This is a genomic window from Paraburkholderia suaedae (genome assembly GCF_040812055.1).
Classification (GTDB): domain Bacteria; phylum Pseudomonadota; class Gammaproteobacteria; order Burkholderiales; family Burkholderiaceae; genus Paraburkholderia.
This window is the reverse complement of sequence record NZ_JBFOAH010000003.1, coordinates 38,833-53,038: the sequence shown is the minus strand read 5'-3', so window position 1 is coordinate 53,038 and position 14,206 is coordinate 38,833. Positions and strand designations below refer to the sequence as shown.

Sequence of the window (14,206 nt, the reverse complement as noted above, 5' to 3'; positions counted from 1 at the left end):
CATGGCTAACTTATTGACCATCCGCAATCTGGCGGTGAGTTTCAACGATCTGCCCGCGGTCGACCGGATCGACCTCGACGTCGCGCCCGGCGAAGTAGTCGGCGTGGTCGGCGAATCGGGCTCGGGCAAGAGCGTGACGATGATGGCGCTGATGGGCCTGATCGACGCGCCGGGCAAGGTCACGGCGGACGAGATCACCTTCAACGGCAAAAGCCTGCTGAACGCTTCCCCGAAAGAGCGCCGCAAGATCATCGGCAAAGACATCGCGATGGTGTTTCAGGACGCGCTCACGAGTCTGAATCCGAGCTACACGGTCGGCTATCAGATCAAGGAAGTGCTCAAGCTCCACGAAGGCCTGCGCGGCAGCGCGCTCGACAGACGCGCGCTCGAACTGCTCGACCAGGTCGGCATTCCCGACGCGAAGAATCGCATCACGTCGTTTCCGCACCAGATGTCGGGCGGCATGAACCAGCGCGTGATGATCGCGATGGCGATTGCCTGCAACCCGAAGCTGCTGATCGCCGACGAGCCGACCACCGCGCTCGACGTGACGATCCAGGCGCAGATCATGGAATTGCTGATGAAGCTGCAGAAGGAACGCGGGATGGCGCTCGTGCTGATCTCTCACGATCTCGCGGTGGTGTCCGAGGTCGCGCAGCGCGTCGCGGTCATGTACGCTGGCGAAGTGATCGAGACCAACAAGGTGCCAGACATCTTCGCGGCGCCCCATCATCCGTACACGGAAGCGTTGCTGGCGGCGATCCCCGAGCATAACGTCGGCGCGGTGCGGCTCGCCGCATTGCCGGGCATGGTGCCGGGGCGCGACGACCGGCCGCGCGGGTGTCTGTTCGCACCGCGCTGCAAGTACGTGGTCGACGATTGCCTGAAAGCGCGGCCCGCGCTGGCACCCATGCAAGGTCACGCCGAAGTGGCGCGCGTGCGCTGCATCAAACCCCTGAACCTGAGCGGCGACGCCAACGTTCATACGCACGGAGGCGCACGATGAACGCAGTACACGAAACGCGGCGCCATCCGCAGCATGCTGGCGATCACGTGCTCGTCGCCGACAAGCTCGCGCGTTACTACACGGTCAAGCGCGGCATGTTCGCCTCCGGCACGGTGAAGGCGCTCAACGGCGTGTCGTTCGCGCTGGAGCGCGGCAAAACGCTCGCGGTGGTCGGCGAATCCGGCTGTGGCAAATCCACGCTCGCGCGTCAGTTGACCATGATCGAAACGCCCAGCGCGGGCCGTTTGCTGATCGACGGTGAGGACGTGGCCGGCGCCGACCACGCGAAAATCGCCGCGCTGCGGCGGCGCGTGCAGATGGTGTTTCAGAACCCGTTCGCGTCGCTCAATCCGCGCAAGACCGTCGAACAGACGCTCGGCGAACCGCTCGCGATCAACACGCCGCTTAGTGCCGTCGAACGCACCGAACGGATCGCGCGGATCATGCGCACCGTCGGCCTGCGCCCCGAGCATGCGAAGCGCTATCCGCATATGTTCTCCGGTGGTCAGCGTCAGCGTGTGGCGATTGCGCGCGCAATGATCCTCGACCCGCAGATCGTGGTCGCCGACGAACCCGTATCGGCGCTCGACGTGTCGATCCAGGCGCAGATCCTGAATCTGTTCATGGATCTGCAGGAAGAGTTCGGGACCAGCTACGTGTTCATCTCGCACAACCTGTCGGTGGTCGAGCATATCGCCGACGATGTGATGGTCATGTACTTCGGCGGCGTGGCGGAGCTTGGCGACAAGAAGCGGATTTTCTCGAAGCCGAGGCATCCGTACACGCGCGCGCTGATGTCGGCGACGCCTTCGATCTTCGAGGAAGACCGAAGCATCAAGATCAAGTTGCAAGGTGAAATGCCGTCGCCATTGAATCCGCCTTCAGGCTGCACGTTTCATCTGCGCTGCCCGTACGCGATCGACCGCTGCCGCAGTGAAGAACCGAAGCTGCGTGAAGTGGATGGCCGTCAGGTGTCGTGTCACCGCGCCGAGGAGGTGGGGGACATGGATGCCTGATGTGGCGGCGGCGCGTCGTCATGCGCGCCGCTTGCGTGATGGCGGCCGTGCTGCGGCTTTCGCGCGGCGCGCGAGCGCGCGCGCACTGAATGGCGCCGCGCTGCTCGTCGTGGGTTGCGTGCTGGTTCTGGGCGTGGGAGCGCTCAATGTCGCGCGGGCGGCGGGCGCGGCGGCCACTGCGCCCGGCCAGGCGGGGCGTCCGGCGGCGCCGGTGCCCGGCGTGCCGGCGCCGTCGCGCGCCGGCTTGCCGGGCTTGAACTCACCCCCCGCGCCGCCGGGCACCACCGCGAGCGGCCCGGTGCGCGCCCAACCGGCGCACATGCCGTTCTACGTCGCGACGCGCGGCACCACCACCCTCTATGTGCTGGGCACGCTGCATGTTGGCGATCCCGCCGACTATCCCGTCAATCAGCCGTTCCGCGCCCCGATCCTGGCGGCTCTCGCCGCGTCGCCGACACTGGCGCTCGAACTATCCCCCGACGAACTGCTGGTCTCGGAAGACGACGTGTCGAAGTACGGCGTGTGTCGGCGCGACTGCCTGCCCGGTCTGCTGCCGGAGCCTTTATGGCACAAGCTGGCGATGCGTTTGCGCGGCAACCCCGCCGCGCTCGATGCGATCAAGAAGATGCGGCCGTGGCTCGCGTCGCTAGTGGTGGAAACCTATGATTCGCTGAGCGCCGGTCTGCAAACCGAGTACGGCACGGAAGCGCAATTGCAGAACGTGTATCTGAAGACGCGCGGCAAGATCGTCGGCCTTGAAAGCTTGCCGCAACAGATGCACGCGTTCACGGGGCTTTCGCTCGCGCAGCAGCGCGAAATGCTGGCGCAGGACCTCGTGCAGACACCCGCGCAGAACGTCGCCGACGTGCGTACGCTGCACCGCCTGTGGCGGGTCGGCGATGCCGATGCAATCGCCGCATGGCAGGCCGCCAAGTCGGAAAACCTGGCGCGCGACAAACGCGTTTCGAATCAGATCGACAACAAGATCGTCTACGAACGCAACCGCCGCTTCGTCGCGCGGATGCTGCAGCTCGCCGCGCCGAACAAGCCGGTATTCGTCGCGATAGGGGCGTTGCACCTGGGCGGGCCGAAAGGCGTGCTGCAGCTTTTGCGCAAACATGGGTTCGTGGTCGAGCCGGGGTGAGCTCCAGAGCCGCCAGCGCCTAAGCCACCACCATCTGTCAGGCTCCGAACGTCGTTTGCGGCAAGCGGCGCATCCCCCGATGCCATCTTGATTCGCTGCGCAAGACGAAATGGCTTGACTGCACCGATGCATCCCAGTGGCCCACTGCGACGCATCGGATAAGGCCAGCAACGATAGTGGCGCTCTTACCGGAACATCAGGAAATTCAACAGCAAGATGTTGATGACCAGCAAGGTCAGCGCGGTCGGAATCTGAACCTTGATCACCGCGTTTTTATCCGGCAGTTCCAGCAGCGCCGCGGGCACGATGTTGAAGTTCGCGGCCATCGGCGTCATCAGCGTGCCGCAGTAGCCGGAGAACATGCCGATCGCGACCATCACCGCGGGATTGCCGTGAAACACGCCCACCAGGATCGGCACGCCGACGCCGCCCGTCATTACCGGGAACGCGGCGAAGCCGTTGCCCATCACCATCGTGAAGAGCGCCATGCCGATGCAGTACACGGCTACCGCGACGAAGCGGTAGTCGAGGCTGATATAGGCAGTGGTGACGTGCGCGACCGCCTTGCCGACGCCCGCGTCCGAAAACACGAGGCCGAGCATGCCGAGCATCTGCGGGAGCACCGCGGCCCAGGATAGCGCGTCGACCAGCCGGCGCGCTTCCTTCATCGACTGGCCGACGGTGTCGCGCGTCATCACGCAGGCCACTGCGAGCGCGATCACGCAGCCGATGCCAAAGCCGATCAGCGTGACGTTGGCCTTCTCGATCAGCGGCATGCCGCCGAACACCAGTTGGCTCGCCGACAGCGTAATGATCACGGTGATGACCGGAATCGTCAGCGCAGGCACGAACAGCTTGTTGCCCAGACGCGCGGCGCTTGCCTTGCGCGCTTCCAGCGACAGCGTTTTCGGCTTGGCGGCGGTGACGCCGCCGAAGCCCGCGATCACCGCCATCACGATCACCGCGACGCCGACCACCGCGGGCGGCAGCCGGTCGCCAATCAGGAAGATCAGCGCGTAGAGGATCCAGAAGCCGCCCGCGGTGAAACGGCGCGGGTGCGCCTTGTCCGTGACGATCATGCCGCCGACGATCAACAGCACCACGCCCAGCAGCCAGAACAGATAGGTAATGGTGAACGTCATGCTTTGTCTCCCGCGGCGGAGCGCACCGGCGACGCGGGGGCCTTGCCGCGCAGTTCGCGTTCGAGCTTGCGGTCGAGCAGATACAGCCGGAAGCCGTGCACGATGAACGCGGAGATCGCGGTCGGAATGCCCCACACCGCGACGTGAATCGGTTCGACGACGATGCCCGCTTCCTTCAGGAAGGTCGTCATCAGCACGATCGCGCCGAACGCGACGAAGATGTCCTCGCCGAAGAAGAGGCCCACGTTGTCGGTCGCCGCTGCAAAGGCGCGCAGTTTGAAGCGCACTTCGTCGCTGATCTTGCCAAAGCGGGTTTCGGCCGCGCCTTCGGTCATCGGCGCGATCAGCGGACGCACCATCTGCGGATGGCCGCCGAGTCCGGTCAGGCCGACCGCGGCAGTGAGTTCCCGCACGAGCAGATAGACGATGAGCAGACGCCCCGAGGTGGCCGCCTTGATGCCGGCGATCCACGCTTGCGCGCGCTCGCGCAGCCCGTGCCGTTCGAGCAGCCCGATCACCGCGAGCGGCAGCAGAATGATGAGCGGGATGTTGCGCGTCTTGATGAAGCCGGTGCCGATGGCCGCGAGAATCTTTTCAGGCGGGAATTGCGCGGCCAGACCGGTGGCGATCGCGGCGACCGCCACGATCAGCATCGGATTGAACCGCAATAAAAAGCCGGCGATGATGACCGCTACACCAATGAGCGGCCATAGACTGACTGTGGTCTGCATCAGGATCTCCAAACATAGTTTCAACCTCGCCGCTGGTGGCGGCTGATGTGGGCCGGCGCGTGGCTTTCGCTGCGCCGTCTTGTTGTCACGGCTCTTGATGGCCGCGTCGTTTCCAACTGCACTGCACCTGCATTTGAGGTTGCGGCGGCTTTTGCCTGGACTGCCTGGCCGCCGCTACCCTGATTCGTCCAATCCGTGGCGCACCTGGCCCACGCCCCGCCCGAAAGCGGGGCGCTAGCGGTGCCGCAAGAGTCGGTCCGCGCTGTCTAGCTCGCCGCCGAAGCTCGCGCTCAGACGCGTGCGGCGTTGGCCGCGTGCACTTCGATGCCGGCGGCCTCCAGCGCGCCGCGAATGCGCCGCGCGAATGCCAGCGCGTGCGGACCGTCGCCGTGCAGGCAAATGGTTTGCGCGTTCAACGCCACCCACTGCCCATCGACGGCTTGCACCCGCTGCTCGCGGATCATCGCGAGCGTGCGCTCCAGCACCAGGTTTTCATCGTCGAGCAGCGCGCCGGGCTCGTTGCGCGGCACGAGCGACCCGTCGGCGCGATAGCCGCGGTCGGCGAACACTTCTTCGATTGCGATCAGCCCCGCGTTGCGTGCCGCCGTCACGAGACCACTGTTGGCGAGCGCGAACACGGCGACCGACGGATCGAAGTCGTGCACCGCCGACACGATCGCGTCGGCGATCCGGGCGTCGCGCGCCGCCTGGTTGTACAGCGCCCCGTGCGGCTTGACATGCGCGATGCGTCCGCCCTCGGCCTGGGCAATCGCCGACAGCGCGCCCAGCTGATACAGCACGCCCGCGTATATCTCGCCGGCCGGCAGATCCATTTCCTTGCGGCCGAAATTCTGCGGATCGTTGAAGCTAGGATGCGCGCCAATTGACACGCCCTTCTGCACCGCCCAGCGCACGCATTCGCGCATTGCATTCGGGCCGCCCGCATGCCAGCCGCAGGCGATATTGGCCGAACTGACGAGGTCGAGCAGCGCCTCGTCGGAGCCACAGCCCTCGCCGAGATCGGCGTTCAAATCGATTTCCATGCTATTCCCCTACTGAGTGTTACGTCGCCGCGAGCGCCAGCCGGCGTGCGCAGCGTTCTTCATGCAGCGCGATGGCGGCATCGATCTGCCGCAAATACGCGCGCTCTTCCAGCAAAGCCTGGCGGGCCTCGAACAGCGTCGTCGGGATGAAGCGCACCGAGGCGTTGAGCCGCACCTGCGCGAGTTTCCACAGATCGGCCTGGATCACCGCGCCGATCTTCGGATAGCCGCCGGTGGTTTGCGCGTCGCTCATCAGCACGATCGGCTGGCCATTCGGCGGCACCTGAATCGTGCCGGGCAGCACTGCGTGCGACAGCAGGTCGGTTTTCTGCGTGCGCATCAGTTCGGCGCCAGCGAGGCGATAACCCATCCGGTTGCTGTTGGGCGTGACGAGCCATTCGTCGGACCAGAATGCTTCGTGCGCCGCCTCGGTGAAGCTGTCGTACTCCGGGCCGCGCAGCACGCGGATCGGCACGGCCCACGGCACGCCCGACGGATGACGGCCGCGCCGCAGCGGCTCGTGCACCAGCACGAACTTGCACCAGCCAGGCGCTTTCACGCCGAACTCCGGCGCCTGCGGCGCGAAGCCGAGCTGGCCGCGCTGCTGTGGGGCGCCCACCGGCAAGCGGTCGCCGTCGCGCAGCGCGCGCCCGCCCAGGCCGCCGAAATGGCCTGCGAGGTCGGTGCTGCGCGAGCCGAGCACCGGCAGCACGTCGATGCCGCCCGCCACGCAGACGTAGCCGCGCATGCCGCGTTTGGCCGCGTTCAGCACCAACTCCTGCCCGGCTTGCACAGGCAGGCTCCACCACGAGTGAACCGGCTTGCCGTCCAGCGTCGCGCCGAATTCCGTGCCGGTGACGGCGACCCGGGTCGCGCGCGGAAAGCGCAGCACCGTCGGGCCGAAGGTGATTTCGAGGCCGGCTGCATCGGGCCGGTTTCCGACCAGCCGGTTGCCGACTTCGAGCGCAAGGCGGTCGAGCGCCCCACTCATCGCGACACCCAGATGCCGGTGACCGTGACGGCCGAGGTCTTGAATCGTGGTCAACAGACCGGCGCGAATGACGTCGATCATGCCTGCATCCCCGCGATGGTGAAGCGCACCCGGTCGCCCGGCTGAAGCAGCGTGGGCGGGCGGCGCGCCGGGTCGAACAGCGGCAGCTCGGTGCGGCCGATCAGTTGCCAGCCGCCGGGCGACGTGGCCGGATAGATGCCGGTCTGCTCGCCGCCGATGCCGACCGATCCGGCAGGCACTTCGAGCCGCGGCGACGCGCGGCGCGGCGTGTGCAAGGCGGCGTCGAGGCCGCCCATGTACGCAAAGCCCGGCTGGAAGCCGACGAAAAAGACCACGTACTCGCCATCCGCGTGACGCTGCACCACCTCGCGCGTGGTCAGCCCTGTGTGATCGGCGACCGCTTGCAGATCGGGGCCGAACTCGCCGCCGTACTGCACCGGAATCTGCACCTCACGGCCCGCCACGCTCGCCTTGTTCCCGGCGTTCCAGGCAGCCAGCAAATGCTCGGCGAGCGCGTCCCGGTCCGCCTGGAGCGGATCGAACACGAGCGTCAAATTGTTCATGCCCGGCACCACTTCGAGCACGTGCGGCCAGTCGCGCGCGGCCTCGGCGGCCGCCCATACGCGCTGCTGGCACGCCAGCGTGGCTGGCGGCGGCGCTTCGCAAACGAGCGCGGCATCGCCGAGCGAAAAGATTTTTGGTTGGCTCATGTGGCTAATGGCTTAACGGCCCAGGCGGCCGAGGTCGAGTCGGAGGATTCGAGGACCGGGATCCCCAGACGCGCTTCCAGCATTGGCGTGCGATCCTGGAAGCGTACATTATCAATAAAACATCAACAATTTATCAATAAGCGTTTGTGCCAGGCGTCTCCGAACGATGGCTCGTCGTACACTGCCGAACACTCTCTCATCCTGACCCTCGGGACTATTCGTTATGCCGCGCCATCCCACCAAGATCGTCTCGTCGGAACATCTCGTCTCCGAGACCAGCGCGGAACTGTCCGAACTCGAATACGCGCTGATCATGGCCGGCAACGCCTTCAACCGGTGGATGGTGCGTTGCATGTCGGCGGCGGGGGACAAGGACATGACCGCGATCGAAGTGTCGCTGCTGCACCATGTCAGTCATCGGGAGCGCCGCAAGAAACTGGCCGACATCTGCTTCGTGCTGAACATCGAGGACACGCACGTCGCCACCTACGCGTTGAAGAAGCTCGTAGCTAGAGGGTATGTAAAAAGTGAAAAGACCGGCAAGGAAGTGTTCTTCTCGGCGACCGACGCCGGCCGTGCGTTGTGTCTGAAATATCGCGAGGTGCGTGAGAGCTGTCTGATTTCGACGCTCAAAGAAAGCGGGCTGACCAATGAGCAGATCGGCGACGCGGCGCAGCTGATGCGCAACGCATCCGGTCTGTACGACACCGCTGCGCGGGCGGCCGCGTCCCTGTAGCGCAGAGTCCGCCGAGCACGAGGCTTCAGGCGAAGTTGCCGCGAAGCCGCACGACGACCCGCCTCAACTCAATTCAACGGCCCGGGATACGTCCCCGCCTCGGTGACGATCAGGTCGAGCGCGATGTCGTGGGCTTCTCGTTGCAGTGCCTGGGTACGGCACGCTTCATAGGCAACGCCGACCGTGAGCGGCTTCTTCGGACCCGGCCATGCGGCGAGCGTGCGATCGTAATAGCCGCCGCCGTAGCCGAGCCGGTAACCGTCGATATCGAAACCCACGCACGGGACCAAAAGTAGTTCGGGCAGCACCCTTCGCCCGGTGGTTGGCTCGGCGATCTTGTGATGCCCCATTTTCATCGGCGTATCGGGCGTCCATGCATGGAATTCGAGCGGCACGCCACGTTCTTTGATAACGGGCAGACTCGCTTCGCGCCGCTCGCCGTCGGCGAGCCACAGCGAGATCGTGGGGCGCGCGTCGAATTCGCCGCCGAGCGGCCAGTAGAAGCCCACACTGCCCACCCTGTAGTGCTTCAACGCATCGAGCAGGCGAACCCCCAGCGCGGCATTGTGTTCCGGCGTGGAAGCCGCTTGCAGCCTTGCTTCCAATAGCATTCGCCGCAGCGCCTTTTTCGCTGCCGGGAGGGGGTTGCATGCTATGCTTGGGTCCAATTCGCGCTCCAGAAATAACGATGTCAAAACGCCTTTACCGAGTATATCGCGCGGCCGGACTGGCGCTTGCCGCAGCGGCACTCGTCGCGTGCAGCACAGCCTCCGCCGTCAAACCCATTGCGCTTTCGCAGCTCACCAACGACGACCAGATCTTCGTCCAGCTTCGCGAGGCCGCCCGCAACAACGACGCGGCACGCGCGGCGCAGTTGGCGAGCATGATCCCGGATTACCCCGCGCCTTCTTATCTCGAATATTTCCAGCTCAAGCCGCAACTGTTCGATTCGACCGGCCACGCGCGTGTCGACGCGCCCGATGCGCCGGTGCTGGCGTTCCTGCAGAAGTACGATGGCCAGGCCATCGCGGACCGGCTGCGCAACGACTACCTGACGGTGCTCGGCACGCGTCACGACTGGCACAACTTCGATCAGCAATACGCACGCTTCGTGCTGAACGACGACACCCAGGTCAAGTGCTACGCGCTCGAATCGCGGGCTTCGCGCGGCGAAAACGTCGCGGACGCGGCGCGCGCGCTGCTGGTCGATCCGAAGTGGTACGGCGACGGCTGCGTCGATCTGATCACCGCGCTGGCCGCGAGCCGCCAGTTCAGCGCCGACGACGTCTGGCAGCAAATCCGCCTTGCTTACGAGCAGAACTACACCAACACGGGCAGCAAGCTGCTCGACGCGCTCGGCGACCAGCCGCCCGATCCGGTGCTGTTCAGCCAGGCTGCGAACACGCCGCCGCTGCTGCTCGCGCGCGGCGTCGGTCCGGAGGCGCAGTCGCACCAGTTGGCGCTGCTCGCGATCACGCGCATGGCGCGCAACGATCCGGCCATGGCCGCTGCTACTTTCGCATCGGTCGCGCCGTCGCTGAACTCGCCGGAGCGCGCGATCGGCTGGGGCACGATTGCCTATCAGGCCGCGACCAGGCAGATGCCGAGCGCGGTGGACTGGTATCGGTTGTCGGCGAACGCGTCATTGTCGAATCCCGCGTATGAATGGCGCACCCGCACGGCGCTGCTCGCGGGCGACTGGAACATGGTGCGCTGGTCGATCGAACAGATGCCGGAGAGCTTGCGCAAACAGCCGTCGTGGGTGTACTGGCATGCGCGTGCACTCAAGCAGGCGGGCGACACGACCACCGCCAACCAGGAATTCGAATCGATCGCGCCGGCTTACAACTTCTACGGCCAACTGGCCGCCGAAGAACTCGGCCAGAAAATCTCGGTACCGCCGAAAACCACCGTGACCGACGCCGAAGTTCAGCAAGCGGGCAACACGCCGGGCTTCGATCTGGCGCAGCGTTTCTATGCGCTGAATCTGCGGCTCGAAGGCAATCGCGAATGGAACTGGCCGCTGCGTACGATGAGCGACCGCCAACTGCTAGCCGCCGCCGAATACGCGCGCCGTATCCAGCTGTATGACCGCACCGTCAACACCGCGGACCGCACGAAAAGCGAACACGACTTCTCGCTGCGTTATCTGTCGCCGTTCCGTGACATCGTCGAGCGCGACGCGCAGTCGAGCGGGCTGGACGTGGAATGGGCTTACGGGCTGATTCGCCAGGAGTCGCGCTTCATCATCAATGCGCGCTCGGATGTCGGCGCAGGCGGCTTGATGCAATTGATGCCCGGCACCGCGCAGCTGGTCGCCAAAAAGATCGGCCTCGGCCCGATTTCGCGCGAGCAGATGAACGACATCAACACCAACATCCTGCTCGGCACGAACTACCTGTCGATGATCTACAATCAGTTCGACGGGTCCGCCGTGCTGGCCACAGCCGGATATAACGCGGGCCCGGGCCGTCCGCGCAACTGGCGCCAGTCGTTGCAGCATCCGGTTGAAGGCGCGATCTTCGCCGAGGCGATTCCCTTCCAGGAAACGCGCGACTATGTCAAGAATGTGCTGTCGAACACGGTCTACTACGCGGCGTTGTTCGAAGGCCGTCCGCAATCGCTGAAGGCGCGTCTGGGATACATCGCACCGTAAAGCGCCGTGCCGCCGCGGCCTCGTCCCGAGGTTGCGGTGCGCCACGCCAGCCGTTGCCGCGGCTTCCACCAGGGAGTCGAAAATGCGACATCAAGCCATTGCGATCATCGGCGGTTCCGGATTCATCGGCAGCCACCTCGTCAACGCGCTCGTCGACATGGGCAAGGACGTGCGCGTCGCTACGAGGCGGCGCTACAACGCACGCCACCTCACCATGCTGCCAATCGACGTGATCGAAACCGACGTGTTCGATCCGGTGCAGCTCGCGCGTTTCGTCGAAGGCGCCGATTGCGTGATCAATCTCGTCGCCATCCTGAACAGCAAACGCGGCACGCCGTATGGCCCGGAGTTCGCGCGCACCCACGTCGAACTGCCGACCCGGATCGTCGCGGCCTGTGAAGGCAAAGGCGTGCATCGGCTCATTCACATCAGCGCGCTCGGCGCCAATCCGAAGGGGCCCAGCATGTACTCGCGCTCCAAGGGCGACGGCGAAAAGGCGGTGCATGCGGCCAACGTCGCGTGGACGATTTTCCGGCCGTCGGTTGTGTTCGGCCCCGAAGATCGTTTTCTTAACAAATTCGCATTCCTGCAGCGCATGTTTCCGGTGCTTCCGCTCGCAATGCCCGACGCCAAATTCCAGCCAGTGTATGTCGACGATGTCGCGAAGGCGATCGTCAACGTGCTCGATCTCGATGCCGCGAACGGGCGGACCTACGAACTGGGCGGCCCCACTGTCTACACACTCGAAGACCTCGTCACGTATTGCGGCGACGTGATCGGCAAGCATGCGCGCATCATCCGCTTGCCGCAGGCGCTCGCTCGGCTGCAGGCGCTCACCTTCGAAATGGCGCCCGGCGAACCGGTGATCTCGCGCGACAATCTGGATTCGATGAAAGTCGACAATGTTTTGAGCGGCCCACTCGCGCCTGAACTCGGGATCGAGCCGGTTGCCATCGAAACGGTTGCACCCACCTATCTGACGGGCGCGTCGGCGCGTTCGCGCTTCGACACGTTCCGCGCGAGCGCGGGACGCTGACATGCGCCGCTAAACCTCTTTCTCCACTCAGTCGATAACCCGCATGAAACTGCTTATTGGTGACAAGAACTATTCGTCATGGTCAATGCGGCCGTGGCTGCTGCTCGAGCATTTCGGCATCCCCTTCGAAGAGGTGTTGATCCATCTGAACCAACCGGGCACGACTGCGGCGATCCTTGCTCACGCGCCTCAAGGGCCGGGCAAGGTTCCGTGCCTGATCGACGATGCGGGGCAGGTCATCTGGGATTCGCTCGCGATTGCCGAAACCCTGGCCGAGCGCTTCCCGCAGCACGCGCTGTGGCCGCGCGATGCGGCGGCGCGGGCCCGCGCTCGCAGCGTCAGCGCGGAGATGCATTCGGGTTTCGGCGACTTGCGCTCGAACATGTGGATGAACATCCGCGCATCGTTTCCCGGCAAGAACGCGACGCCGGGCGCGCTGGCCGATATCGCGCGGATCGAGACGATCTGGCGCGACTGCCTCGACGCGCATGGCGGCCCGTTTCTGTTCGGCGAGTTCAGTATTGCGGACGCAATGTACGCGCCGGTCGCGATGCGCTTGAACACCTGGCAGCCGAGCTTGTCCGGCACCTCGTTGGCTTACGTCGAGCGGATTACGGCGCTGCCCGCGGTGCAGGCATGGATCGACGCCGCGCGCAGTGACACCTACGCGATTCCGTACCAAGACGTATGCCCATGAATATCTACGCGGTAGGCGGCGCGATCCGCGACGAGCTGTTGGGCGTGCCGGTGCAGGACCGCGATTACGTGGTGGTCGGCGCGACGCCCGAGCAGATGGTGGCGCAGGGCTACCGTCCGGTGGGCAAGGATTTTCCGGTGTTCCTGCATCCACAGACGCACGAGGAATACGCGCTCGCACGCACCGAGCGCAAGACGGCGGCCGGCTATCACGGCTTCCAGTTCTTCTATGCGCCGGACGTCACGCTCGAGGAGGACCTTGCGCGCCGCGATCTGACGATCAACGCGATGGCGCGCGAGGTGCGCCCGGACGGAGAGCTCATCGGTCCGGTCATCGACCCGTTCAACGGTCGAGCCGATTTGCAGGCGCGCCTCTTCCGGCATGTGAGCGATGCGTTCCTCGAAGACCCTGTGCGGATCTTGCGGACTGCGCGCTTCGCCGCGCGCTTCGTCGACTTCACGGTTGCGCCTGAAACGCTGATGCTGATGCGCAAGATGGTCGCCGACGGTGAAGTCGATGCGCTGGTAGCCGAACGCGTGTGGCAAGAAGTCTCGCGCGGCCTGATGGAGAAGAAGCCGTCGCGTATGTTCGACGTACTGCGTGAGTGCGGAGCGTTGGCGCGGATTCTGCCCGAGATCGACGCGCTGTTCGGCGTGCCGCAGCGGGCCGACTATCATCCCGAGGTGGACACCGGCGTGCACGTGATGATGGTCGTCGATCACGCCGCGCAGCAGGGCTATGCGTTGCCGGTGCGGTTTGCCGCACTGGCGCACGACCTCGGCAAGGCAACCACACCCGAGCACGTATTGCCCAGGCACATCGGCCACGAAGGACGCAGTGTCGATCTGCTCAAACCGCTGTGCGAGCGGCTACGCGTGCCGAACGACTGCCGCGACCTCGCGCTGCTGGTGGCGCGCGAGCACGGCAACATTCATCGCGTGATGGAGATGGGGGCGGCAGCGCTCGTGAGGTTGTTCGAGCGCTGCGATGCGATTCGCAAGCCGGCGCGGTTCGCCGAAGCGTTGCAGGCCTGCGAGGCCGATGCGCGCGGGCGGCTCGGGTTCGAGATGCGCGACTATCCGCAAGCCGAGCGGCTCAGAGTGGCGCTTGTCGCGGCGCGCGCCGTGGATGCGGGCGCGGTGGCGAAGCGGCTGGCCGATGCGCCGGCCGGCATCAAGGACGCCGTGCATGAGGCGCGCGTGCGCGCAGTGGAAACGGCGCTGGGGTAGAGCACGCTCGCGTGCTTAGCTTTGGCGCGGCGCATGCCGCCTTGGTCT

At 65.3% G+C, this 14,206-nt stretch carries 14 protein-coding genes; 8 read left to right on the top strand and 6 right to left on the bottom strand.

Annotated elements, in window-relative coordinates:
• The first annotated feature begins 1 nt into the window (after position 1).
• The 3 genes from ABQJ48_RS05730 to ABQJ48_RS05720 are packed head-to-tail and all read left to right on the top strand — an operon-like array spanning position 2 to position 3,166.
• Entirely contained in the window at positions 2-1,006 is a 1,005-nt protein-coding gene (locus ABQJ48_RS05730) for an ABC transporter ATP-binding protein (protein ID WP_367836610.1), read from the top strand.
• Entirely contained in the window at positions 1,003-2,022 is a 1,020-nt protein-coding gene (locus ABQJ48_RS05725) for a peptide ABC transporter ATP-binding protein (RefSeq protein ID WP_367836609.1), read from the top strand. The genes ABQJ48_RS05730 and ABQJ48_RS05725 overlap by 4 nt, the downstream gene beginning before the upstream one ends.
• Positions 2,015-3,166 (top strand): TraB/GumN family protein, encoded by a 1,152-nt coding sequence (locus ABQJ48_RS05720; RefSeq protein WP_367836607.1) that lies wholly within the window; start codon positions 2,015-2,017, stop codon positions 3,164-3,166. The genes ABQJ48_RS05725 and ABQJ48_RS05720 overlap by 8 nt, the downstream gene beginning before the upstream one ends.
• 185 nt (positions 3,167-3,351) lie before the next feature.
• Here ABQJ48_RS05720 and ABQJ48_RS05715 read toward each other — a convergent pair whose 3' ends face one another.
• From ABQJ48_RS05715 to pxpB, 5 genes are all read right to left on the bottom strand, one after another.
• Positions 3,352-4,308, bottom strand: coding sequence for a DUF979 domain-containing protein (locus ABQJ48_RS05715; RefSeq protein ID WP_367836606.1), 957 nt, complete (start codon positions 4,306-4,308; stop codon positions 3,352-3,354).
• Entirely contained in the window at positions 4,305-5,039 is a 735-nt protein-coding gene (locus tag ABQJ48_RS05710; protein WP_367836604.1) for a DUF969 domain-containing protein, read from the bottom strand. The genes ABQJ48_RS05715 and ABQJ48_RS05710 overlap by 4 nt, the downstream gene beginning before the upstream one ends.
• A gap of 290 nt (positions 5,040-5,329) precedes the next feature.
• Positions 5,330-6,082 (bottom strand): 5-oxoprolinase subunit PxpA, encoded by a 753-nt coding sequence (gene pxpA, locus ABQJ48_RS05705; RefSeq protein WP_367836603.1) that lies wholly within the window; start codon positions 6,080-6,082, stop codon positions 5,330-5,332.
• Between the two features lie 19 nt (positions 6,083-6,101).
• Positions 6,102-7,154, bottom strand: a complete 1,053-nt coding sequence (locus ABQJ48_RS05700; protein ID WP_367836602.1) for a 5-oxoprolinase subunit C family protein — start codon at positions 7,152-7,154, stop codon at positions 6,102-6,104.
• Positions 7,151-7,804, bottom strand: a complete 654-nt coding sequence (gene pxpB, locus ABQJ48_RS05695; protein ID WP_367836601.1) for a 5-oxoprolinase subunit PxpB — start codon at positions 7,802-7,804, stop codon at positions 7,151-7,153. Before pxpB ends, ABQJ48_RS05700 begins: the two co-directional genes overlap by 4 nt.
• Positions 7,805-8,027: 223 nt before the next feature.
• Here pxpB and ABQJ48_RS05690 point away from each other — a divergent pair, with 223 nt between their 5' ends.
• On the top strand, positions 8,028-8,540 hold the full coding sequence (locus tag ABQJ48_RS05690) for a winged helix DNA-binding protein (RefSeq protein WP_367836600.1): 513 nt from the start codon (positions 8,028-8,030) through the stop codon (positions 8,538-8,540).
• A 68-nt stretch (positions 8,541-8,608) separates the two neighbouring features.
• On the opposite strand, the gene ABQJ48_RS05685 is transcribed toward ABQJ48_RS05690, so the two are convergent.
• Positions 8,609-9,151: a 5-formyltetrahydrofolate cyclo-ligase gene (locus ABQJ48_RS05685; RefSeq protein ID WP_367836599.1), complete on the bottom strand. Its 543-nt coding sequence runs from the start codon at positions 9,149-9,151 to the stop codon at positions 8,609-8,611.
• A gap of 77 nt (positions 9,152-9,228) precedes the next feature.
• Between ABQJ48_RS05685 and ABQJ48_RS05680 the strand changes: the two genes are divergently transcribed.
• The 4 genes from ABQJ48_RS05680 (at position 9,229) to ABQJ48_RS05665 (ending at position 14,158) form a co-directional block, all read left to right on the top strand.
• Positions 9,229-11,196 (top strand): lytic transglycosylase domain-containing protein, encoded by a 1,968-nt coding sequence (locus ABQJ48_RS05680; protein ID WP_367836597.1) that lies wholly within the window; start codon positions 9,229-9,231, stop codon positions 11,194-11,196.
• A gap of 82 nt (positions 11,197-11,278) precedes the next feature.
• Positions 11,279-12,232 carry a complex I NDUFA9 subunit family protein gene (locus ABQJ48_RS05675; protein ID WP_367836596.1) on the top strand — a complete coding sequence of 318 codons (954 nt, stop codon included), beginning with the start codon at positions 11,279-11,281 and terminating at the stop codon, positions 12,230-12,232.
• 43 nt (positions 12,233-12,275) lie between these two features.
• Positions 12,276-12,929 carry a glutathione S-transferase family protein gene (locus tag ABQJ48_RS05670; RefSeq protein ID WP_367836594.1) on the top strand — a complete coding sequence of 218 codons (654 nt, stop codon included), beginning with the start codon at positions 12,276-12,278 and terminating at the stop codon, positions 12,927-12,929.
• Positions 12,926-14,158: a multifunctional CCA addition/repair protein gene (locus ABQJ48_RS05665; protein WP_367836592.1), complete on the top strand. Its 1,233-nt coding sequence runs from the start codon at positions 12,926-12,928 to the stop codon at positions 14,156-14,158. Before ABQJ48_RS05670 ends, ABQJ48_RS05665 begins: the two co-directional genes overlap by 4 nt.
• The last annotated feature ends 48 nt before the right edge of the window (positions 14,159-14,206 follow it).